Annotated in this window: 19 protein-coding genes, 1 tRNA gene and 1 pseudogene; 6 read left to right on the top strand and 15 right to left on the bottom strand. The window is 48.6% G+C overall.

Annotated elements, in window-relative coordinates; translation table 11 throughout:
* Window positions 1–11: 11 nt before the first annotated feature.
* A complete protein-coding gene (tilS, locus tag K3T82_RS12040; protein WP_220193696.1) occupies window positions 12–1,523 on the bottom strand; it encodes a tRNA lysidine(34) synthetase TilS in 1,512 nt (503 codons plus the stop codon).
* Between the two features lie 151 nt (window positions 1,524–1,674).
* Between tilS and def the strand changes: the two genes are divergently transcribed.
* Window positions 1,675–2,184, top strand: a complete 510-nt coding sequence (def, locus tag K3T82_RS12035) for a peptide deformylase (protein WP_220193695.1) — start codon at window positions 1,675–1,677, stop codon at window positions 2,182–2,184.
* Window positions 2,185–2,277: 93 nt separating this feature from the next.
* Here the strand turns inward: def and K3T82_RS12030 are convergent, their stop codons facing one another.
* The 9 genes from K3T82_RS12030 to K3T82_RS11990 form a co-directional block, all read right to left on the bottom strand.
* Complete coding sequence (locus K3T82_RS12030; RefSeq protein ID WP_220193694.1) at window positions 2,278–2,643, bottom strand: hypothetical protein; 366 nt, start codon at window positions 2,641–2,643, stop codon at window positions 2,278–2,280.
* Window positions 2,644–2,818: 175 nt separating this feature from the next.
* Window positions 2,819–5,329, bottom strand: coding sequence for an ATP-binding response regulator (locus tag K3T82_RS12025; protein WP_220193693.1), 2,511 nt, complete (start codon window positions 5,327–5,329; stop codon window positions 2,819–2,821).
* A gap of 102 nt (window positions 5,330–5,431) precedes the next feature.
* Entirely contained in the window at window positions 5,432–5,881 is a 450-nt protein-coding gene (locus tag K3T82_RS49875) for a chemotaxis protein CheW (protein ID WP_420799301.1), read from the bottom strand.
* A gap of 139 nt (window positions 5,882–6,020) precedes the next feature.
* The gene (locus K3T82_RS12015) at window positions 6,021–6,419 is read right to left on the bottom strand and encodes a response regulator transcription factor (RefSeq protein WP_220193691.1); all 399 of its coding nucleotides are present in this window, start codon (window positions 6,417–6,419) and stop codon (window positions 6,021–6,023) included.
* Between the two features lie 387 nt (window positions 6,420–6,806).
* Window positions 6,807–7,604 (bottom strand): hypothetical protein, encoded by a 798-nt coding sequence (locus K3T82_RS12010; RefSeq protein ID WP_220193690.1) that lies wholly within the window; start codon window positions 7,602–7,604, stop codon window positions 6,807–6,809.
* 150 nt (window positions 7,605–7,754) lie between these two features.
* The gene (locus K3T82_RS12005) at window positions 7,755–8,909 is read right to left on the bottom strand and encodes a sensor histidine kinase (RefSeq protein ID WP_220193689.1); all 1,155 of its coding nucleotides are present in this window, start codon (window positions 8,907–8,909) and stop codon (window positions 7,755–7,757) included.
* Window positions 8,910–9,169: 260 nt separating this feature from the next.
* A tRNA-Asn gene (locus K3T82_RS12000) sits at window positions 9,170–9,244 on the bottom strand.
* 191 nt (window positions 9,245–9,435) lie between these two features.
* The gene (locus K3T82_RS11995; protein WP_220193688.1) at window positions 9,436–10,566 is read right to left on the bottom strand and encodes a L,D-transpeptidase; all 1,131 of its coding nucleotides are present in this window, start codon (window positions 10,564–10,566) and stop codon (window positions 9,436–9,438) included.
* A 20-nt stretch (window positions 10,567–10,586) separates the two neighbouring features.
* Window positions 10,587–11,114 (bottom strand): RNA polymerase sigma factor, encoded by a 528-nt coding sequence (locus K3T82_RS11990; protein ID WP_220193687.1) that lies wholly within the window; start codon window positions 11,112–11,114, stop codon window positions 10,587–10,589.
* Between the two features lie 210 nt (window positions 11,115–11,324).
* Here K3T82_RS11990 and K3T82_RS11985 point away from each other — a divergent pair, with 210 nt between their 5' ends.
* Entirely contained in the window at window positions 11,325–11,846 is a 522-nt protein-coding gene (locus K3T82_RS11985) for a DinB family protein (protein ID WP_220193686.1), read from the top strand.
* A 288-nt stretch (window positions 11,847–12,134) separates the two neighbouring features.
* Window positions 12,135–13,307 carry a helix-turn-helix domain-containing protein gene (locus K3T82_RS11980; RefSeq protein ID WP_220193685.1) on the top strand — a complete coding sequence of 391 codons (1,173 nt, stop codon included), beginning with the start codon at window positions 12,135–12,137 and terminating at the stop codon, window positions 13,305–13,307.
* Between the two features lie 4 nt (window positions 13,308–13,311).
* Here the strand turns inward: K3T82_RS11980 and K3T82_RS11975 are convergent, their stop codons facing one another.
* Together K3T82_RS11975 and K3T82_RS11970 are read right to left on the bottom strand one after the other, a co-directional pair.
* Window positions 13,312–13,941: an alpha/beta hydrolase gene (locus K3T82_RS11975; RefSeq protein WP_220193684.1), complete on the bottom strand. Its 630-nt coding sequence runs from the start codon at window positions 13,939–13,941 to the stop codon at window positions 13,312–13,314.
* A 291-nt stretch (window positions 13,942–14,232) separates the two neighbouring features.
* Window positions 14,233–15,156 carry a DUF6612 family protein gene (locus tag K3T82_RS11970; RefSeq protein WP_220193683.1) on the bottom strand — a complete coding sequence of 308 codons (924 nt, stop codon included), beginning with the start codon at window positions 15,154–15,156 and terminating at the stop codon, window positions 14,233–14,235.
* Window positions 15,157–15,567: 411 nt separating this feature from the next.
* Here K3T82_RS11970 and K3T82_RS11965 point away from each other — a divergent pair, with 411 nt between their 5' ends.
* From K3T82_RS11965 to K3T82_RS11955, 3 genes are all read left to right on the top strand, one after another.
* Window positions 15,568–16,152 carry a GNAT family N-acetyltransferase gene (locus K3T82_RS11965; RefSeq protein WP_220193682.1) on the top strand — a complete coding sequence of 195 codons (585 nt, stop codon included), beginning with the start codon at window positions 15,568–15,570 and terminating at the stop codon, window positions 16,150–16,152.
* Window positions 16,153–16,331: 179 nt separating this feature from the next.
* Window positions 16,332–18,086 carry a S1 family peptidase gene (locus K3T82_RS11960; RefSeq protein WP_220193681.1) on the top strand — a complete coding sequence of 585 codons (1,755 nt, stop codon included), beginning with the start codon at window positions 16,332–16,334 and terminating at the stop codon, window positions 18,084–18,086.
* Window positions 18,087–18,448: 362 nt separating this feature from the next.
* Window positions 18,449–19,582: a TQO small subunit DoxD gene (locus K3T82_RS11955; RefSeq protein WP_220193680.1), complete on the top strand. Its 1,134-nt coding sequence runs from the start codon at window positions 18,449–18,451 to the stop codon at window positions 19,580–19,582.
* A gap of 194 nt (window positions 19,583–19,776) precedes the next feature.
* Here the strand turns inward: K3T82_RS11955 and K3T82_RS49870 are convergent.
* The 3 genes and pseudogenes from K3T82_RS49870 to K3T82_RS11940 form a co-directional block, all read right to left on the bottom strand.
* Window positions 19,777–20,561, bottom strand: a pseudogene (locus K3T82_RS49870) (enoyl-ACP reductase FabI).
* A 118-nt stretch (window positions 20,562–20,679) separates the two neighbouring features.
* The gene (locus tag K3T82_RS11945; RefSeq protein ID WP_220193679.1) at window positions 20,680–21,027 is read right to left on the bottom strand and encodes a rhodanese-like domain-containing protein; all 348 of its coding nucleotides are present in this window, start codon (window positions 21,025–21,027) and stop codon (window positions 20,680–20,682) included.
* A gap of 29 nt (window positions 21,028–21,056) precedes the next feature.
* Window positions 21,057–21,302, bottom strand: coding sequence for a hypothetical protein (locus tag K3T82_RS11940; RefSeq protein ID WP_220193678.1), 246 nt, complete (start codon window positions 21,300–21,302; stop codon window positions 21,057–21,059).
* Window positions 21,303–21,451 lie beyond the last annotated feature (149 nt).

The following is a 21,451-nucleotide window of genomic DNA, read 5'->3' as shown; positions in this document are numbered from 1 at the left end:
TATTCCTCATTTCATAAAATCTCTTTGTCCGCGTATAACCCCTCTTCCTCGCCGGAAAATGCTTCTCGTCGGTGCATTGAAAGGTGTAACAGATACCGTGTTGTGCCGGTCAGACGTACACGATCATCTATACACACACCTCCCAGCCAGATACATTGCTCCCCAGAAAAAAACAGTGGAAGCTGTTCACGCTCCTGACGTGAAATATGTCGGTCGACAAAGATATCTTGAACCTTCTTTGTGTGTACCATACCAAGCGGACGTATGCGATCTCCGGCTCGCCTTGTGCGCACATATAACGGCGCTTCGATGCCGGTTCGATCAATATATACAGAATAACGCGTGAGCGCAAGGTCATGCCACATCCGCGCCATATCCCCTGCGCATAGAGCCTGGACAACACGGGCTTCTATGTCTTTAGGTACAAGTTCGGCACGTACCAGCCAAGAAGTTCCTGGCAACATCACCTCACCCGGAATAGGAAGCAATACCTCATCTCTTACAACATCAATATTGGCTTTATATCTATCCTCATCCATAATGTGAAGCACTACCTCATCACGCTGCCGCTCGAAACGAAGCCGCTGAGGCAGATCAAGCTTGATTGCTTCACCAGTTGCTCGCACTAACGCTTGCTCAATCAATGTATAGTGGCGTAGTTCCAACGGAGATTGACCCGCGCACAGGAGGGCTGAGGCACGCCTCCACAGGTGGCGCTGTAAGCTCAGAGAAAGGGACAGCAGGGCCATCCGAGAGATGAGAAGCGATTCGCCATCTTCGCGAACCACTACATCAGGCCAGCAGGCATCTATCTGGGTTTCAATCCAGTCAAGATCCGTCTGCATTACCTTGGAGGTACGTAGTAACGTCAAGCGGAAGCCAGGATTAAGGCCCTCTAAAAGAGGGAGCAATTCATGACGAATACGATTCCGCTGATAGCGTAAATCGAGGTTACTCGCGTCTTCTATTGGAGTCAGGCCATAGTGCGCGCAATAGGCTAGCGTGTCCGCGCGTGTAAGGGGAAGCAAGGGACGAATAATATCCTGCTGATGTGGCTGCAAACCGGCCATGCTGGCAATTCCTCCGCCGCGTGTCCAATGAAGCAGCAGTGTCTCTACCTGGTCATCCTGGTGATGCCCAATAGCAATACGTGATCCACTTGCCACATCTCGCAGAAAACGATAGCGAGCTACACGCGCGGCCTCCTCAAGCGAGAAATGCTCATGTTGCGCCAGGAGAGCGACTTCACTCTCCCCTATTGTCACGGGTAAACCCCAGGAGCGAGCCAGGCGACCCACGGCTTCAGCGTCTTGACTACTCACAGGCTCACGTAAGTGATGGTTCAAGTGCGCGACATGTAAGCGAAGATTGGGATAGCGTTTGCCAGGGCCACACAGGCTATACAGCAGGTGTAAGAGACAGAGAGAATCAGCCCCACCTGAGACCGCGACAATCAACACACCAGATTCAGGCAGAAGGTGATGCTGTTCACAAAATACTACCACACTATCCACGATAGACATAACTTGTCCCTCTGATGCATCTGACTGTAACATAGTATTGCGCCTGCTACCTTTCGTATGATACGATATAGGCCAATTATAGTGGCAATGCATGGCACTCACAAGCAGGTCTCCAGAGTGCTGTAGTGCAATGCAGGGGTTTTAAACACACATGGCAACACGCACGATCATTACATCCGAAAATCCGATTTTACGCCAGAAGGCCAAGAAGGTACATCGCTTCGATGCCTCTCTGGTTAAGTTAGTTAACGATATGTTCGAGACGATGAACGAGAGCAATGGCGTCGGGCTCGCGGCCCCGCAAATTGCGCTCTCCATTCGCGTCTTTGTCGCTGAGTATGAGGACCGCAAGGTCGCTATTTTCAATCCAGAAATCATCAAAGCCGAAGGGGAGGAGCGCGGGCAGGAAGGTTGCCTGAGCATCCCTGGCTATGTGGGCAATAATATCCGACGCGCCACCAAAATTGTCGTCAAAGGACAAGACGTACGCGGGAAGCCTATCCGCGTCACTGCTGAAGGCTGGTTTGCACGCATCTTACAGCATGAGATCGACCACCTGGACGGCATTCTCTTCCTGGATCGCCTGGACAGTCCAGAAGATCTCCTGGAAGTTCTCCCCGAAGAGTATGAGGAGGCCGAAGAGGCTGCCATCATTGAGTAGGTGCTGATATATAAAGTTTGAGCGCAAACATGCTAAGTCGCGTTTGCGCTCAAACTTTTCTGTTTGTGATTACTATTTAAGTAACCCTAATACTTAGAGCTTTTGTTGTTTACGCACCATTGGTACAGGATGCTTCCCAAGTGTTTGTTCACATGATTGACAAACATAGAAGCCCTCTTCGCGATAGTGCAACTCATCAAGCGAGTAGTGAAGGTAACAGATACCACAACGTGTAGCATCTGACTGGCTTGCCATCTGTCGATCATGCTCGAACAATGTTCGAAGCGACTGTATCATTTGCTCAAAATCAAACGATTGACCACCCTGATATCCCTTGTCTGGTATGAGAGATGAAGGTGAAGAAAGTTGTCCGGTAAGATGTCCCGTACGCTCACGGCGGAAGTTGTGACTATTATGTCCTGAACTACTGCCATAGTGAGAGGAAAATGAATTACTCAAAGCGACATCTCCACATATATTACAGCCATGCGCAAGAGAATAGACCCCTCCACACACAGGTACAGCTCTTTAGCCAGTGCCGACCCCACGCAATTCTATCGATTGTCGCACCGCTATAGGAGAACAGCATTTCCCATAATTATACCTTTAGTAGAGATAGAAATCAAGAATACCCCTAAACCACACTCCTTGTCCCTTGCCCTAGCGCCTCCTGCACCTTCTTGAGTAGCGTCTCCAATGGACAGGGCTTGGTAAGGTATCCGTATGCTCCAAGTTCCAGAGCATGCTTCATATGCAGCTCAGACGAGCGAGAGGTGAGCATAATTGTTTTTACAGTAGCCAACTCTGGTCGCAAGCGCATCAGGTTTAAGAGATCATATCCATTGAGATTGGGCATCTCGATATCAAGTAGAAGCACATCTGGTACATGTGTTTGCAAGAGTTCAAACGCTTCTAAACCATCACTCGCCTCCAAGACAGTGTAATGCGCATGGGAAAGTGTTTGCCGCAAGGAGAGACGCATAGAGACTGAGTCGTCCGCGATCAAGATCCTTGGTTCCTGGGGCTGATGCTGGCTAGATACTTGATCCTGAACAGGCTCTCTACTTTCAATACGAGGCTGCAAGGCATATGCGCTGATCAATTCTGGCAAATCCAGCACCAAAAGAATGCGCTCGCGCCCATCAATGGCCGTGCCAGCTAAGCCCGGGCGACGCAAGTAGGCAGGAAGAGGTTTAATGACAAATTCAGCCTCGCCTATAATCTCATCAACCACAATACCTGAAACACGATGTGAACCCCAACGGGGCAAAACTAGCACAGTCTGTACACGTGTAGCAGGCTTACGAACCTCAGTTGAGCGTGATATAGTCGATATGTTGAGCAGGTCATTTAAATCAAATTTGAGATCAAATTCCTCGCTTGTGTTTTCTCCAATATGCTGGATCTGCGAGAATGGGACAACGACAACCTCTTTGTCACAACGTACTAACAGACAACGCGTTGAGCCACGCGATATCGGAAGACGTATATGGAAGCTCACGCCTCCTTGCTTGTTACGCTCAAGCATGACAGTCCCACTTAAGCGTTGAACAGGCTCGTAGATCAGCGTCAGCGCACCACCTTGCACTGCTCTAGAAAAACCTACTTCTAGCTCAAGCTCGCTCCCTGCGCGTGTGGCGTGTAACCAGACACGGTATTGCTCATCATCATGCCTGCTTCTTAGCTCTTCGCTCTCGACCAGGGCATCCCGTACACAGGAATGCAACAGTTGAACCAGTGGCTCAGTGAGTGTCGCCAACACCTCTTGATCTACTTCCAGCGCCTCACCAAACACATCAAATTGTACCTGTTCGCTGGAATACCATTGTAGAGCTTGACGCAAACGCGGTAAGATCACACTAAGAGGGGCCAGGCGTAACAGGCGTAAATCGTTACGAATATTGGTTGCCTGTTGTAGGCACTCGCTAATAACCTGATTATAACGGTCGATGGCGCTTTGTACGCGTGTGGACGCAACCGAAACATCAGTCACGGCTTCGCGAAAAGAGCGTAACAGCATATCCTTCTCGCTATAGCGCTCCATATTTAACTCATCCCAATGCACAGCACCGAAACCAAGTCTTCCTGGCTGCATAAATTGCCGCTGGGAACGCGCATCAGGTAACGCCAACGGTCCATGCTCCTCCTGAGAGTCCTGCTGAGTCTGCTTCTCATGCAAAATACGTCGAATGAGTGAGGACGAAGATAAATACTCACGCGCGGGCATATTCTCGTCGATACCTGGCAGCAGGGAACCTGAAAGTCTGGGTTCAAGTAGCTGTAGGCGCATCTGTGCGGCTTGCAGTTCTTGCAAAGCACTCGCAACCTGTTCTTGTGCCTGCTCTAGTGGCATGCGCTGCCCCATTAAGCCTTCAGAATGCTGCTGCAATTGCTCAAAGCGTCGCTGTTCAAAACGCACCATTGCAGGCGATGAAGAGTCCGGCCCAACCAGCAGATCACGAGGAAGAGAGGGTGCATTCAAGGGGCTGGCTGGCAATACTTCGCGTTTCAGCTCACGCTCAAGTGTGATCTCATCGCTCTCCTCAAACGTTTCCGCATCCTCATCCAGAATATGCAATCCGCGTATATTCTGCTCAAATATTTCGCGTGGTCCCACGCTTTCATGCCCATGCTGTACAAAGCCATCAAGCGTTGCTTCCATGGCTTGCGCCCCCTGGATTAGGGCTTTTAAAGCAAGAGACGGCTCCACATGTCCGGCAAGTACACGCTCACCAATCTCTTCCAGTGAATGAGCAATTGCAGAGAGATTACCACACTCCACCATACCCGCCGAGCCACGAATCTTATGTGCAGCTCGTTTAACCGTTACGAGGCGCGCGCTATCGATTGAGGCCCCCTCCTGCTGCTCCAGTTGGTTCAGAGCACGGTTTATCCTCGCTATATCCTCTTCAACTTCATCAACGAAGATAATCAGCATGTCATCAAGGGTCTCCTCGGTAGGCAAGGAGACAACAGGAGCCGTTAGAGGCTCAGCCTGATTCTTCTGCCAGGTTGAGTCATCCATTTCTTCGAACGCCTTGATAATTGCCAGGTCTTCAGCAGAAAGCTCCTGTTCGCGCTCCAACTGGGAAATCTCTTCTGCTTCACTTTCGTCCCAAGGCCAGCTTTGCTTGTCTTTCTCCATAGTCGAATATCTTTAACGATACTTACACTGTAAGCATTTGAACGATATGTTGAAAAAGAATGCCGCTATCAAGTATCAGCGTTTCTGGCTCTACTTTACCTTTTATTGCGCCATTAGGCAAGTGGGAATAGAAAGGAGGAGGAGGTGATAGTTCTTGTAGAGTTGCCTCTGTAAGGTGAATAGGGAGAGCATCCAGGATGTATAAACCAAGCATAATGTGCTCATAACTGGCGATGAGAAGCAGTCCGGCGCCCTGAGCTGCCCCTCCTGATCGGCGGGTGTATGCGTCAGATAGGCCTCAAAATCAATAATAGGAAGAATGTCCTCACGCCAGGCACCAACACCAAGCATCCAGGCAGGTGCTGAGGGAAATTGGGAGAAATGAAAAGGGGGAGAGACTACTTCACATAAGACTTCTAGCGAGACAACACATTTTCCATTTTTCAATCGGCATTCCAGATGTTGCTCATGTATGTCCGCTATTCGTGTATGAGAACTGTGCACTATCTTGCGAGCCAAAGCCCAAAATTCATGGTTGCTTAAATGCTCCATTTGATGTAACTGATATAGGTCGAGTTTCCCTTGTGTATCACGCTCTAGATCTTGCGCATTAGGATCCGTATTATCATCATGAGGCCCACTCATGCTAACCCTATGCTTTCTAGTACACCAACCCACACCATACACAGTCTTAATTGGACACTGTTGATGGCGATGTACCCAGATATGACTCTATAATTGCTATGATCTCCTGGGTCTTGAAGGGTTTTGTAACATAATCTTTCGCTCCCGCGAGGCGCCCCTTTAAACGGTCAATAACTCCATCACGGCGAGAAAGCATAACAATGACGGTATTCGCAAATTGAGGCTTGGTTTTCAAACGACGCGCAACTTCATAGCCATCCATCTTGGGTAACCCAATATCCAGGAGAATCAGATCTGGTATTTGCGCTCCTGGCTGTGTTAGCCACCGCATTGCTTCAACCCCATCAGCACATCCCTGCACTAAAAAACCTTCCCGTCCCAAACATGTCTCTATGATTTTGCGCACAGTAGTCGAATCATCGATCACCATGACAAATTTGCGCATAGCCAGTTCCTCTCTCCTCACCAGAGGATAACGCCTTCACTCTTCTGTCGTGGAATAGAGTGTAAAGCATCACCCTTTCCTTACACCCAAATTGTCTCCGGACTCACATATCATCCATAAAGGTCTGGATAGTACTCCTCCCTTTAGAGACCTCTTAGTACCTTCGACATGTGTGGGCTTTCTTTAAACGCACAGGACGCCAATATTATCGAAGAAGACAACTCATCTACACGTACCCTGCGCGTATCCTTGACCTATCTCACTTTTGCTCTCCGCTAGCTTGTCTTGATGAGTTGCTCAGTGTGGATGTTACCACATAATCCCGCTTTGTTTCAATGTGTATCGCATAAAAAAATACTTAAGATTTCCCAAAGCATATCTTTTTGACTACACGGGAGGTATTTCCTTCAGAAAACGTTCTAGTGTACGCAGGCGGTATTGCTGGTTTAAATCTACTATTATGGACGTTCTCTCTTTACGCAAACCAGCCAGAGCATCCAAAATGGCTTTCTCAAGAATTGGTACATCTTCGCGCCAAAGCATATCGAGAATAATATCAGAAATATCTTCTTCAACAACTCTATTATCTAAACGCATCAACCAGAGTTTAAAGAGACGCATCAACCAGAGTTGTCGCTCATCTTTACTCAATAGGGGTGCGACATTACTCTCATATCCCAGGCTGCTACTCGCTTCACTTAAAAGCGTAGCCAGATTAGGAATAACCTCGTCAATCGAGCGATCTAATAAACGATTTAAAGCGGCACTACGTTCAGCCAGACGCTCATCAAGCACAATCGCATAAATACCTAGCGCATTGTAATAATCATAATGCAGTGTACGCTGCTCTGCCTCGACGAGTAAATTCTCCAGGTCACTACCAATCACAGCAGCACTCTCACGACGGCGCAACCGCTCTGCATACTGTTCAATGCGTTGTTTATAACCATCCAGGTCCATAAGGGGAGCAACGGGATGGCGGGCTGATGGAAGAATAACTACTTCATTACTCTCGTCATTCCAGCTGCCTTGGACAAGACTTTCTTTCTCCTTTTCCACCACGTCTACTAACAGGTCTACCATTTCAATCAGCAACTCAGGATGACGGACGCTCAGCTCTCGAAAGAGCCGCACCATCTGTTCTCTACTCGCCTCTTTCAGTCGCGCCTCTATACCCGGTTCCATGTTTCACACTCCTGCATACAACAGTGTCTAGACATCTACACACATGCGATTGTAAATTAATTAGTATCTATGAAACGTACAATCTGGTAGAGACGACGCAACATATACATCCAAGCGGCAATGTGAAGGAACTATAATGCTTTGGCTTGCTCACTCATTCGAGCTGGCAATTGTGTTTTGGTAGGGTACCGAATCAGCGATAATAGGAAGCGTAAAAATAAAAGTGCTTCCTTGTTCTAATTTGCTCTCCACTTTAATGCTCCCACCATGAGCTTCTACGACCTGGCGGGCTATCGCCAGACCAAGGCCTGCTCCCCCTCCCCCTGGGCCAATAAAATTCGCCTTAGAGCGAGCGCGATCCGCTTTATAAAAGCGTTCAAAAACTCGCGATATCTCTTCATCTTTCATCCCAACGCCAGTATCACGTACAAAGAATTCTTGCTGCGCTTGCTCTTTAAGCAAATTGGTACCTAATGTGATAGTACCACCTGAAGGGGTAAACTTGATAGCGTTATGCACTAAATTAAAAAGCACTCGCGTAATTAACTTACTATCAGCAAGGACCCTGATCTGCCCCTGACGAATATCTGTAAGCAAGCTCACACGATGTCTTTGTGCCAGCGGTAACATCCGTGCCATCACTTCCCGTATCAATTGTTCCGCTATCAACGACTCAAAGGCCATGGGGGCCTGTCCTGCCTCCAGCTGTGAAAGCTCCAGCAATTCTGCAACAAGGCTAGAGAGATATTGTAGCTCCGTCTCAATCTTATTCAAGAACTGTGGGGCTCGTTCAGGATCAGTCTCGATCACATCTTCTAACGTTTCGGTTAAGAGTCTAGCCGAGGTGAGAGGCGTGCGCAATTCATGCGAGATATTTGCCAGAAAATCGCGTTGGACACGTTCCAGGCGTTGGAGTTCAGCCATATCTTCGATGGTCAGCAAGAAATATACGTCATCTACAGAGTCCGCCCGCTCTTTATCCTCACTAACGGCAGAACTCCCCCGGTGCTTAAGCGGAGCCACTGTGATAAGCCAGGTAATGTTTGAGCGTACGCGCTCAATTTTTTTGCGCTGCGTCTCGCCACTGTGAACACATTCGCGCGCTAGGTGAGTGATCGAATCATTATTGAGGAGCAAATCAAGCGTCTCATAACGAGAGAGACGGTCTCTCCCACAAAGCTCTAGCGCAGGTGCATTTATTTGTACAACCTTTAAAGAGCGGTCAAGAATAAATGCCGCGAGAGGTAATGCCTCTATAAGGCTGGTAAACATATATCGATAGTTGATTGCTGTTCTGCCTGTCAAAACCCTTCACCGTCCTCATTGTTTAGAGCTCTGCTGTATTTTTACATGACATTCTGGTGTTCTGCCAAATTTCTGCCACAAGATGCACCTTCTGGAGCATTAGCACAGAGAAGCTGTTATTTCTGACCACCTATCCTTATGCTATCTTATGTTTACGTTTTAGCAGACATTCTAGTATAGACGCTTTTTGGGTAAAGACGCAAACCCGAACCAAATGCAGGCACAACAAAAAGACCACCGCTATGGTGGTCTTTTTGTATTGGCTCCTCGAACAGGACTCGAACCTGTAACCCATCGGTTAACAGCCGATTGCTCTACCATTGAGCTATCGAGGAATATTTGTTCTCGTCTCTCAACGACATCGCTAGTATATATCAACAGTTCCGTTTCGTCAACCCCTTTTTGGACGGATTTTCGGGAGAGGACAAAAATCCGTCCATCCCGATCTAGCGCGCCTTTTAGCGAGAAAAAGGCACAGAAGAACCGGTGTTCCGCTGTGCCCAGAGCTCTTTAGCAGGTCTAACGTTTAGTAGACAAGCACCTGAGTTTGGCTATTGGTGTGCTCATACAGCCATTGCATATCGTCAGGATTCATCCCAACTCCACTAGGATGCTTTGTGGCCTCACTGCCCTGAGGATACTGGCTGCCTGGACCAAAATGATCTCTCCAGGCAGCATCAAAGATCATGTAACCGCCCACATGGAACTGAATCATATTATTGACTAGAACATCTGGAAACCAGTGTGAATCATTCTGAGGGAAAGGAGATTTCAAGATAATATGCTGGTTACGCGCCAATATGTTCTGCTTGCCGATTGCTAGAGGAAGGGTAGTGCTCCCAGCCGTGACCTGAAAACCTTTTGAGAATTTGCCATCTTGATAGAGGCGGAGGCTCTGCTGAGCCGTTGAGATGACAATGACAGTTCCTTGATTGAGCTGATAGTGATGGAGAAGATCAGTATCCACCTTATGAGCTTGATTATATGGTGTTTGATCTCCGGCTTCATGCTCAAAGGCGTGTAAAAGCAATAATGCCTCCTCTGCTTGATTAGCGATCTTCTGATAGTTTTTACTAGTTTTAGCGCTTTTAAATTGATCCTCTAGCTCCTTCAGTGCTCCTTGCTCTAGATAGGCGATATCTGGTTTATAGCTTTTCCCATCGCCAGAATTGTGATACAGGTGGGACTCGCCCCAGGTGTTAGCCTCTTGTTTCAACTTATCAATATTGAAACGTGCTTGCTCCTTAGGGGATCTGACTACTATAGTTTGAGTAGCAGTCGCCTGGGACTGATTAGCGGTGTTACCATTGGTAGCTCTCTTACTCATACCCTGAAAAACCACGACACTGCTTCCAACAATAAGCACCAGCACAGCGGCGATTGCTAAAAGCGTTAGACGCTGTCTGCTAGTTCGCCGTTTGTTGGTACCACTATAGATACCTCCGCCTCCTTGAATTGTGCGCATCACAGGCCTTGTTTGGTTTCCCTCCGCCTCTAAAGTAGAAGCAAGGCGCTGGCGCATTCGTAGTAACCTTTGAGCAGAAGGTTGCTCATCATGTGAGGCCGATGTATAAGTCTGCGAGAGGAAATCTACAATCTCTTGATTGCGTGGATCACGCTCTTCAGGAGTAAGATCATCTAATCTAGAATGCTGCATAATACCACATTCCCTTTTCACTATTTCTGTTCATATATTTTGCGGAGCTGGCGCAGAGTACGGCTCACAATCGTGCGTATATGAGATTCTTTTTTCTTGACAATCTCACCAATTTCGGTGCAACGCAAGCCCTCAACAAAGCGCAGACGAATAATTTGCTGTTGAAGTGGAGGTAAGGTAGCAAGAACCTGGTGCAGGCGCTCGTAACTCTCCTGGCGAATGATCTGCTGCTCTACGGAGAGATCCTCTTCTTCACGATGCTCAATATGCTCCAATGGCAATAAGGTTACACGCGTGGTTCTTCGATAGTGATCTACAATTTTGTTGCTTGCTACCCGCTGAAGCCATGCTAGTTGACGTTCTGTGCTCAGATCAACCAATTGCCTCCGGCTTTTATACGCGGCTATAAAGACCTCAAGCGTGATATCTTCGGCATCCTGAGCATGAGCAACCTTACGATAGATGTAGCTATATATATGTGCGGAATAGCTATCGTAAAGCGCGAGGTCAAGCTCATCCTTGCCTGATCCTGCATCTGCTAATTGCATGCATTCCCTCTATTTTATATATTTCTATTTCTTTCATCGTTGTTCATTGCCAAACGCGACACTCATGGTCTTCTTTCTTCTTTACCATTCATCTCTCTTGAGCAGATTCACACTACTAGACATTAATATCATTATCAAGGATAATGGGCTTTGCCCTCATACGGAGTAAAATAACTATCATATGCAAACTTTACGCAAGGCCATAGTGTTATGAATACGAACGTTATTGACTTTTATCAGCAGGAGCAACGACGAATCCATGGAGAACTACGCGAGGCGGTTGAGAAGCTTTCTTTCAACGAATGGCATTTCTTACCTTCCAACAATAGCAAACATATCGCCTTTATTTTTCTGCACAGTGTACGTACCGAAGACAATGTGCTGCGCTTTATCCTTCAGGGAAGACCTCCTATCTGGGACGCGGAAAAATGGTTTACACGCCTAAATCTTCCTGAGCGTTTACAGGGAAACGAAGCTACACCCACTGACGCACGTCGTATCACAATCAAAGATCCATCGCTCTTACTCCAATACGCAGAACGTGTGTGGCAACATTCTGAAGCTTATCTTGCCTCGATTACAGATGGCGGTTTAGCCCAGGCAGAGCGTATTATTACAGTCCACCCTCTGGGCAATATTCCCGCGCTTCAGGTTATTGGACAGGTTTGCATCTCCAACATGTTCAAACACTTGGGCGAAATTAATATGCTGCTCAACGCTCAAGGGAAATAGTCACGATACGCGAAGTCTTATTCCTTATCCGAAAACCTGAGTACACCACCACTGGCCTCGATAGCAACTCCATGCCCTTGTATGAGACTTAAGTTTTACAGAAGACCGTATTGCATTTCTTAATATTTTTTTGATAACCTTCTACTTGACCAATGCCTCAAAACCTTCTACACTGATTTGGTATCCGTAGTGCCGTCCGTATTTGTTAAGGTCAATGGGAAGTATATTGCCGTCACAATAGTAAGATTCGGGGCCATTGTAGCGAATATGCTCAAAAAACAAAACAATATGTTGAAAGCAGCCAGGCTGAAGAAGAGCTGGACACCCGAGTTCGTAAGTGGCAAAGTAGGGGTAAGCCGAGACACCTATATCCGTTGGGAAGCGGGAAGTCAGGCTCCTCGTCTCTCTTCACTCCAGGCACTCTGCACCATATTCGAGATGTCGCCAATTGAACTAGGCTTTGCCGACTTGCTAGAAGAACGCATGCGCTCACGGCTTCCACTCTCGAAGAAGTCAATGCTTCGACCTCCCCAATCAAAAAATATAGGTGATGAAGAATATCCTGAAGCAACGCTTTCAGAGGCACTCCACATGTGGAGTCTTGGCCTATCTTCCTGCTGGCAACTTTACATGGTAGGTGGTCAACATGAACTTGAACGGCTCTTACCAACCTACCTGGCACAATTAACCGCGCCAACTCTCCATCCTGGTCCAGAACAACAGAGCGCGGCTTCACTTACAGCTCAGATATATGGACTGATGGCACTGCTTGAACTTCAGAGAGGGGATTTTGTTTCCGCGCAGATGAATGGCACACAGGCGCTCGTTTACAGTCAACTTGCAAAGAACTGGAATCTCTATATAGCCTCACAGCTCTGGATGGCAAGCATATTCTCGCGGCGTAAACGCATTGGCGCGGCGCTTGGTGCCTACAATGACGCCCTCAAGCGTATCAATATCACCAATGAAGTTACCTCACCTTTGCTCCATGGTTGGATATTCGCGGGGCTGGCAGAGATTCAAGCCGCGATGAACCATGAGCAAGAGGCAATGCAATTTTTACGCTTAGCAATGACCATCTTCCCTGAACATCCCCAGGAAGACACAGCTTTCAGTTATACTCAGTGTGATCGCTCGCTGCTCTATTTTTACCAGGGACAGGTATCCTTGCATCTAGGGAAGCCTCGCCAGGCATGGGAAGTGTTCGCACAGGTTGATGAGATCAAACCGAAGCCGCCAGAGCGAACCAGAGCCGAGTTTCTTAAGCTGAAAGCATATACTTCGCTTGTACTGGGTAACATGGTACAAAGCTGCATTTATCTGGAGGCTGCGGCCCATGCAGCTCAGTCCATCAACAGCGATTTGATTTATACCGAAATCTATACCCTGTATGAGCATATGCTCTCTATCTGGGGGCAAGAAGCACGCGTGCGCTCACTTGCCCATCTTTTTCAACGTTAAGAGATTACTGGAAGTGCTTTTCCATCCAGGCCCGGGCTTCTCGGACCTCTTCATGTGTAATGGTATGTCCAACATTATTCCAGTACTCTTGTACATCAGCCCCATTGCTACGAAGAAGCTCAATCAATTGCTCGCTTTGCCCCGTGGGAATGATAACGTCAGCACGACCTGAGGCAACCAAAACAGGTTTCTGCTGGAGATCTTGTGTAGACTCGGGCTGGAAGGGAACCATAGGATGAGAGAGATATGCGCCTGCTAGAACCTGTGGCCTCAGCAAGAGCATGCTGGCTGCAATGTTGGCACCATTGGAAAAGCCAACCGCAATAACATTGCCAGCACCAAACGCATAATGCTCGCTGGCAGCCTGTATGAAGCTTGCCAGTTCATAGGTACGTTGCTTCAAGTCGTCTACGTCAAGTATGCCTTCGGCAAAGCGGCGGAAGAAGCGCGGCATGCCATTTTCCAGCACATTGCCACGCGGGCTTAACAAAGCCGAGCCTGGGCTTAACATGCGGCCCAGGCTCAGGAGATCATTCTCATCGCCACCGGTGCCATGCAACAGCAAAAGCACAGGACGCCCCTCCTCCTGTGCTGGCACAAAGTGATGAATATATGTTTGCAACGCCTCGTTCATTTGCGTCAAACCTCTCTCTGTCGTCTCTCTAACAGCTAGTAAAAAGTCTTCAATTCCAGTGTAATAGTAACACTTCTGGGGTCTAGCTGGTAGCATCTTCTATCCAAGAAGAGCCATTACATATTACAGCGATAATTAGACAGTCTGAGCCCCGCATATGTGGCGTAGCGCTTCGAGATTGCACTAGCCCTATCAACCCTCTACTAATAGAGATAAAGAGAGCGCTGAAGTCCGGTCAGACATGGACTTCAGCGCTCTCTTTATCTCTATTAGTTTGCGAGCAGAATCTGGTTATTGCTTGACATCTACGCCGAAGAGTTGCTCAAGGCTGGTAACGCGTGTCGCGTTGGCAGGTGCTTCAATCGTGACTGGATCATTGAATTTGCTCAAGTCGAGAATGGAGTCCAGATTGACCGTAAAATCCTGGGTCGCAGTCTTGCTGAAGAGCTTACCGTCCGCCACCAGATTTACTTTTAGCTGGGTGCGATGAACATAATAATTCGTCTCATCAATCCATACATCAAGTGTAGCCTTGACCGATTTAGTACCATCGATGACCTTATCAACATCTTGCTGGTTGACGCCAAAGTAGGTCGCAAGCTGCGGATTCTGTTTGATAAGCTGACGCAGGGCCTCTTTATCCAGGGTAGCCCCCAAATGGCGTAGTTGTTCACCATTGAGGCTTTGGGTACCGTAATCCGTGATCTTTGAGTTCTGGATCAGGCTAAGCAGGCTATTCTGATCGAGTGAGATATTTGAAGGCATAGGCAATTTACTACCTTCCTTCTGCAAGTCGCTCTTACTGATTACATACCACTTGCCATCCTTCTGGAAGTATACCTGATCATCTTTTACGATCTGCTGCTGGGGAAAGTTCTGATTGTTGGTACTCGCAGTATACTGCACCTTTACATTATCGGTACCAGCCTGATCTCCTTCACCATTCACCTGCATAGAGACATTTTGAGCCGTGGTAGTGGTCTCGCCCGTTGTAATTGGTGGGACCTTTACGTCATTCGTTAATTGTAGTTTTAAGTGCGAGGACTTGAGCCCTTTCATGGCTGTAGCACTTTTCTGGATAACATCGAGTGGCGTTGTGTTCTTTGAACCAGTACCATTGGCACTCTGGCTACATGCGCTGAGCAGCAATAAGAGTGAGCTGACCAGCAAAAGTGCCAGGCCAAGACGTTTCCGTGGTCGCATCATGCTTAACATTGTATAATCACCTCTATATACCTTAGCATACGCAATATTGATTTTTTCAGATACTGTTATAACGGTTAAGAGGGCCTTTTCGGTTTCAAGACGCGGTGATTCTGCGACTCTTGGTGTGTTACGAAAAGCCTTTGCCAACGCCGCCTGTGTGGCGACTAGCTTCGGCGCCACATGGTTCCACTTCAGGCTAAGTTTGTGTGTGATGTGATGTCTGAGTTCTCAGGCGGCTGCTCTTAGGCACATGAATGGCATGACGTATGTACAGAGGTGTGTATCAATGGTAATATGTAGAAGAGATTATGTGCATTTGGAGCATGTGTCATTGGCGGATCTCGTTGCCAACTCTGGCAGGGTACATGTGCGTCCCTATGATTAGTGTGAGTATGTATAAAGGAGGGATGTCTGGCAGCAATGAGGAAATTGCCACGCACAAGAAGGTTAAATGAGGAGATTGAACTCCGGCAGGTAGAGGAGCAAGATGCCGAAGCATTCTTCTTGCTTATAGAGCGTAACCGCCAGCATCTCCGTACCTGGCTCGGCTGGTTAGATAATGTACACACTATTGAAGATGAACGTGATTTCTTGCGTATGTCTTACTCTCAATTTCTTGAGGATCGGGCCGCAAGTTATGCCATCCTTCACCAGGGAAAGCTGATCGGCAATATTAACTTTCATCCGATCAATTGGCAACATGGGCGTGCTGAAATCGGCTATATGCTTGATAGCGCCCATGAAGGTCATGGTATTATGACGCTTGCCTGTCAGACCTTGCTTACTATAGCCTTTGATGATCTTCAGCTTAATAAGGTAGAAATACGTTGCGCGACTGGCAATACGCGTAGTTGCGCGATACCCCGACGCCTCGGCTTCGTAGAGGAGGGAGTTTTGCGGCATGCAGAGCTTCTCTATGACCATTACATAGATCATCGTCTCTTTGGGATGTTGGCTAGTGAATGGCGCGCACGACAAGCAGTGAGCAACTGGCTCGCAGAGTAGGTCTTGTTCAGGCCCAAAAGGCTCTTTATTACAAAATCACGCTGGTACGCTTTTCCCTTGCTAGCAACTATTACAACCAATTTGTGAAGTAGTACGTATCCCTTCTGTCAGAGCATAGGATATAATACGAAAAGCAATTGCTCTCTATCCCCAACCAGGCCCAGGATAGGATTTTAAATATGAAACGAAGATTACCCGCACAGCATACCTCGTTGCAACCGCACCGGCGGCTTTACACAGGCTTACTGGTGACGATGGCAGTATGTGCCCTGGTCTTCGCCACCTTAGGCACTACCAGGAGCGCGCATGCTGAAAGCCAACCCGGCGGCAATGTTTCAGACCCAGTTGTTCGCGCAGTTGACGCCGCGAAACCAGCAGTGGTACGTATCATTACCACTCTCGTTTCACATGTTGTCGTCCATTTTAATAGTGGCGACGTAAACTTCCCCCAGAGAGGAAACGATGGCTATATCGCTCAACTCTCAGGCAGTGGAACTTTCATTAGCGCGGATGGCGATATCCTTACCGCTGACCACGTAGTGAATCCTCCTAAGGATGATTCGCTTAACTCCTATATTGAGCAGCAAGCTACTGAAGACATTGCAAACTATCTTAAAAGTCAGGGAAAACAGACCACCAGTAAAGAGGTCGAGCAACAGCTTGCCAACGGAACCTTGAAAGCTGATGTAGCGATTGATCAGACAGAGAGCGAAGTTTTCCTCAGCACTGATTATACTGGCTCGCTTAGCGCGACCAGCTTTAGCTCCATTCCATCATACATTCATAAGACTGTTGATAAGATTAAGCAACAAAGCTCGCTTGAACAGCGCGACCTGGCTATCATCCATGCGCCCTTTACCGACATGCCCAGCATCCAGCTTGGCGATTCCTCCTCAGTGCAGCAGCAGGATGAGCTAACGATCATCGGATTCCCTGGAAATGGCGACGTCAGCAATCGTCCTACGGATCTGCTGACATCTTCAGTCAATAAAATCTCGGTAAGCTCGATCAAGACGACAGATAATGGTGCCCCTGTGATTCAGGTAGGAGGCAACGTCGAGCATGGCGATAGTGGTGGCCCCGCTCTTGATCAAGAAGGGCGCGTGGTTGGTATCGTTAGCTTTGGCCTCTCAAGTGCGGCATCTCCGGGCAGCACGACCTTCTTGCAAGCCAGTAATGGCGCGAGTGAGATGGTAAAGGGTTTGAATATCAACACAGCTCCTGGTGCTTTCCAGAAGCTCTGGGGTCAGGCTATCAATGCCTACGCATCGAAGGATGCAGGTCACTGGCATAAAGCGCAGTCTCTCTTCCAGCAAATACAATCCAACTATCCACAATTTAAAGCAGTTCAGAATTATCTGGATTATACCAATAAGCAGGCTAGCACTGAAACAGCCACAACCAGTACACCAGGTAGCCAGATTACGGGTTCACCTTACTTCACCAGTGGCATAATCCTGGCAGTGGTAGCACTCATCGCTCTGGTTGTGCTACTCTTCTTTGTGGTCTCAGTACGCCGTAGAGGTGCGAAACAGCTTCAACCGGCATATGCTGGCTTTGGCAGCAATCCAGGTCAATCTGGACAAGCACGTCCCTTTACGCAGACCTTACCCAATAATCCGGCTCAGCCATTCCCGCCTGTTCCCGCTTCACCCACGCCTCCTCCAGTAACTTCTAACGAGTATGGTGATGCGATGTCCGCCTTTGGCGCTCCGCCTCAATCCTCGTTCTCCCATCCACAGCATCCGCCAATTCAGCCCCACATGGCAACGCCGCCCCACTCTACGCCTTATCCAACGGCAAGTTCATCGACAACAAGAATCTGGCCCTGCGGTCACGCGAATCGCTTCGACGCGCTTTACTGCAGTGTCTGTGGCGAACCCGCACCCGCTATCCCCGAACCACCAACAGTTCGCCGACACGTTGAACAATAACGATTGTCTCCACATAGAGAGGTCCCCGGATCGTATGGTCCGGGGACCTCTCTATGTGGAGACAATCGGGACTTCTAGCACCTCACAGTAATCAATTGACCTCTTACATGGCTCCAGCCAACCGCAAACGAAGCGATATCAGCTCGCGCTCAGAGTTTCTACTGTATGGAAGCCAGAGGAGACAGCCCTTCCTTCAGTTTAAATTCAGCAAACGGCTGTATCTCTTTAGCTAGATAAGCGTTGATATATATAAAAGCAAAGTAGCCTTTTCGCGCCTTTGGCAACTCTATGTACACGGTCGTAGCTATGCTCCGCCTGTACACACGTCTATACTCAATACCGCTCTCAGACAGGGAGGTTTCATGTCCACCAGCACCAAGGTTCCACCCATCCGGCCTGATACAACACCGGTCAGATCGCGATCAATTCCAGCGCCACGCGCTTTTGCCTTATTACCACTGCGCCTCTTTCTTGGAATTACATTTCTCTACGCAGGAATACAGAAGCTAACAGATCCTCAGTTCTTCCATCCTGGTAGTCCCGACTTCATTGGGGAACAGATCACAATCTTTGCTCAGACCTCACCCCTAAGCCCTCTTCTCCTACAGTTCGCCTCGCCAAACGCGATTCTCTTTGGCATGCTTATCGCTTATGGAGAGGTAGCCATTGGATTGGGAACACTTGTAGGTTTCCTGTTGCGGCCCGCATCCATCTTTGGCCTCATACTCAACATCATTCTCTGGCTCAGTGCTTCCTGGACTGTGTATCCATACTTCTATGGCTCGGACATCGTCTTTGCTTGCTGCTGGCTTGTGCTATTACTCAATGGTCCTAGCGGCACCGGTTTCCTGTCGTTAGATGAGCTACTATTCGCGCCACGTATGGCCCTGTGGGCAGAGCGTGGACAACATGCTCGACTCTATTCCCTGGCCTTCTTCCTCGGTCTACCAATCACTGCATTGGATGCAAACTCTACAGCTTCGCGTCTGGCATCCCCAGCAAGACGGGGTTTGCTTCTGGGCCTCTTTACAGGTGGGGTTGCAACCGCTCTTTTCGTCGCCTTTAGCACCACTGTTCTCGGAGGCCGCCAGGCAAACGATGCACTCAACCAAACGCCAACGGCAACCCCTTCAGCGACTCAAACACCAGAGCCAACTCCTACAGCATCTAGTACTCCAACCAGCGATACGATGATTGCCAAGGTAAGCGATGTGCCCATTAATAGCGCACTCTCCTTTACCAGCGCTGAGAGTGGAGAGCCTGCTTTGCTCATCCATTTGGCGAATGATCAGTTTGTTGCTTATGATGCCACCTGTACGCACGCAGGTTGTACCGTGGACTATGACCCGGATAGCAAGCTTATTGTATGCCCGTGTCACGGATCGACCTTTGATCCCGCGCATAACGGTACAGTGAAGCGTCCCCCAGCCAGGCGCTCACTTGCCCCGATGGCAATCCGTATCGATAGCGCCACGGGTAGTATTCTTCCAGGCTGATATGAAATAAGGTGCGAAGGGAACACCATGAAGTGTCACCTTCGCACCTTATTGTTCGCGTTCCACGCGTTCTCGTTCAAAGACTCCTGATAATGTTTCACGTGAAACATTATCAGGAGATTTTTTACATCAGGAACTCCTCAACAGTTCGTATGAGATATCGAAGAGTATCTGACGATGTTTCACGTGAAACATTATTGGGCGGAACCTGAGCCCATGATATTGTAGCCAGCATCGACATACAAGACCTCGCCAGTAATGGCGCGAGCCAGAGGACTGCTCAGGAAGAGTGCGGTATCGCCAACCTCGCTCTGCTCAATGTTGCGGCGCAGAGGAGCAATCTCGGCAACCTGATTACGGAAGCCAGTAAAGCCGGAGACACCGCGTGCGGCAAGCGTATTCAACGGGCCAGCCGAAATAGCGTTAACGCGAATGTTGTGCTCACCCAATTCGTAAGCCAGATAGCGCGTGCTGCACTCCAGGGCAGCTTTCGCTACCGCCATGACGTTATACTTGGGCATAACACGCTGGCTCGCCATATAGGTCAGGCTGACGATACTACCGCCACCATTCTGCTGTAATAGAGGAGCCGCGCGCTTCGACATCGCGACTAGCGAGTAGGCGCTGATATCGAGAGCGGTATGGAAACCAGCACGTGTCGTCTCAAGGAAGGGATTCTCTAGCTCCGAAGGGGAGCAAAAGCTACCGCGTGGATCAGAATATCCAGGTTGCCACCGAAGATTTCACCTGTTTTGGCGAAAGCATTATCCAAGTCTTCGTCACTCTGAACGTCGCAAGGGATGACCTCGGTACCAGGGATCTTCGCCGCCAGTTCGCGGACATACTTCTCCATGCGTTCCTGGTATGTCAAAATAAGCTGTGCGCCTTCGCCAGCCAGGGACTGGGCGATAGACCAGGCAATAGAACGATGGTTAGCGACGCCAAAGATCAGCGCCTTCTTTCCTTCCAATAGAGGCATTGTGCTCTATCTCCTCTCAAGAAATAATAGTATGTTTGTTGCTCGCCGCTTATGGCGACGAGAGAGAAAGGGATACGGAGAAAGCTGACGCCGCTCCGCGTTCTCTCACACTTTTGCTTTAGCGCTCTACAGGATTGCCCTGACCAATCCAGCCATGCATCCCGTGCGTCAGGTTATGGACCTTCTGGAAACCTAGCAATAGTGCGATCTCGGAAGCCGAGATGCTCCGTCTGCCAGAGGCGCACACGAAGATAACGTCTTGATCTTTAGGGAGTTGATGCTCCTCTAGAGCCTTGCCAAAGGTATAGATACCGTCAATGGGAACCAGCGTAGCTTGAGCAATATGCCCGGTGCGCCACTCATCTTGCTGACGAACATCGACGACATGCGCGCCCTCTCCAATGAGTCGTTGCGCCTCTTCGGCATCTATATTACTGTAAGGAAGAGCCTCTTCAGTATCATACATGGCAATATCCACTCCTTTAAAACCTTGAACTATAATTTACCGCTCTCATATTGCTCTAGCCAGACTTTACCCATGAGTGTGAAGGAGATAATATATTCATCGCCCACAAACTCCATAGTCAGCAATCCCTGGTCTTCCATTTCACGAAAGTCATCAGTTACCAGGTAGTGATCATGTAACATACGTGAGACATCACTCTCTGGCAGCTGTTTCCAGGAATGCAGTACCCGCAAAACGGCGGCATACCTGGGCCTGTTATCGTCCACTGCTCGCATAGACCGACACATGCTCCCCCGTCGATTTTCTTCGGCTTCTTTGCCTACTCCATCTCCCTCAAAGCATTTGTACACATGTGCATACTGACCACAGTGTAACAAATCCGCTCCCTAAGGGCAAGTGGATATCCAAGCACGCTCTCATACAT

It is taken from the genome of Ktedonospora formicarum (assembly GCF_016587355.1).
In the GTDB taxonomy this organism is placed as follows: domain Bacteria; phylum Chloroflexota; class Ktedonobacteria; order Ktedonobacterales; family Ktedonobacteraceae; genus Ktedonobacter; species Ktedonobacter formicarum.
Note: the sequence above shows the minus strand (reverse complement) of the source record. Positions and strands in the feature narration are given on the sequence as shown.

Excerpts from the sequence above, each read along its gene's own strand:
- K3T82_RS49875 (WP_420799301.1), bottom strand. The coding sequence starts at position 5,881 with ATGGAGCATTTAAGCAACCATGAATTTTGGGCTTTGGCTCGCAAGATA.
- tilS (WP_220193696.1), bottom strand. The coding sequence starts at position 1,523 with ATGTCTATCGTGGATAGTGTGGTAGTATTTTGTGAACAGCATCACCTT.
- K3T82_RS12025 (WP_220193693.1), bottom strand. The coding sequence starts at position 5,329 with ATGGAGAAAGACAAGCAAAGCTGGCCTTGGGACGAAAGTGAAGCAGAA.
- K3T82_RS11945 (WP_220193679.1), bottom strand. The coding sequence starts at position 21,027 with ATGTATGATACTGAAGAGGCTCTTCCTTACAGTAATATAGATGCCGAA.
- K3T82_RS11980 (WP_220193685.1), top strand. The coding sequence starts at position 12,135 with ATGTTGAAAGCAGCCAGGCTGAAGAAGAGCTGGACACCCGAGTTCGTA.
- K3T82_RS11965 (WP_220193682.1), top strand. The coding sequence starts at position 15,568 with ATGAGGAAATTGCCACGCACAAGAAGGTTAAATGAGGAGATTGAACTC.
- K3T82_RS12010 (WP_220193690.1), bottom strand. The coding sequence starts at position 7,604 with ATGGAACCGGGTATAGAGGCGCGACTGAAAGAGGCGAGTAGAGAACAG.
- K3T82_RS11975 (WP_220193684.1), bottom strand. The coding sequence starts at position 13,941 with ATGAACGAGGCGTTGCAAACATATATTCATCACTTTGTGCCAGCACAG.
- K3T82_RS11960 (WP_220193681.1), top strand. The coding sequence starts at position 16,332 with ATGAAACGAAGATTACCCGCACAGCATACCTCGTTGCAACCGCACCGG.
- K3T82_RS12015 (WP_220193691.1), bottom strand. The coding sequence starts at position 6,419 with ATGCGCAAATTTGTCATGGTGATCGATGATTCGACTACTGTGCGCAAA.
- K3T82_RS11990 (WP_220193687.1), bottom strand. The coding sequence starts at position 11,114 with ATGCAATTAGCAGATGCAGGATCAGGCAAGGATGAGCTTGACCTCGCG.
- K3T82_RS11970 (WP_220193683.1), bottom strand. The coding sequence starts at position 15,156 with ATGTTAAGCATGATGCGACCACGGAAACGTCTTGGCCTGGCACTTTTG.
- K3T82_RS11955 (WP_220193680.1), top strand. The coding sequence starts at position 18,449 with ATGTCCACCAGCACCAAGGTTCCACCCATCCGGCCTGATACAACACCG.
- K3T82_RS11995 (WP_220193688.1), bottom strand. The coding sequence starts at position 10,566 with ATGCAGCATTCTAGATTAGATGATCTTACTCCTGAAGAGCGTGATCCA.
- K3T82_RS11940 (WP_220193678.1), bottom strand. The coding sequence starts at position 21,302 with ATGCGAGCAGTGGACGATAACAGGCCCAGGTATGCCGCCGTTTTGCGG.
- def (WP_220193695.1), top strand. The coding sequence starts at position 1,675 with ATGGCAACACGCACGATCATTACATCCGAAAATCCGATTTTACGCCAG.
- K3T82_RS11985 (WP_220193686.1), top strand. The coding sequence starts at position 11,325 with ATGAATACGAACGTTATTGACTTTTATCAGCAGGAGCAACGACGAATC.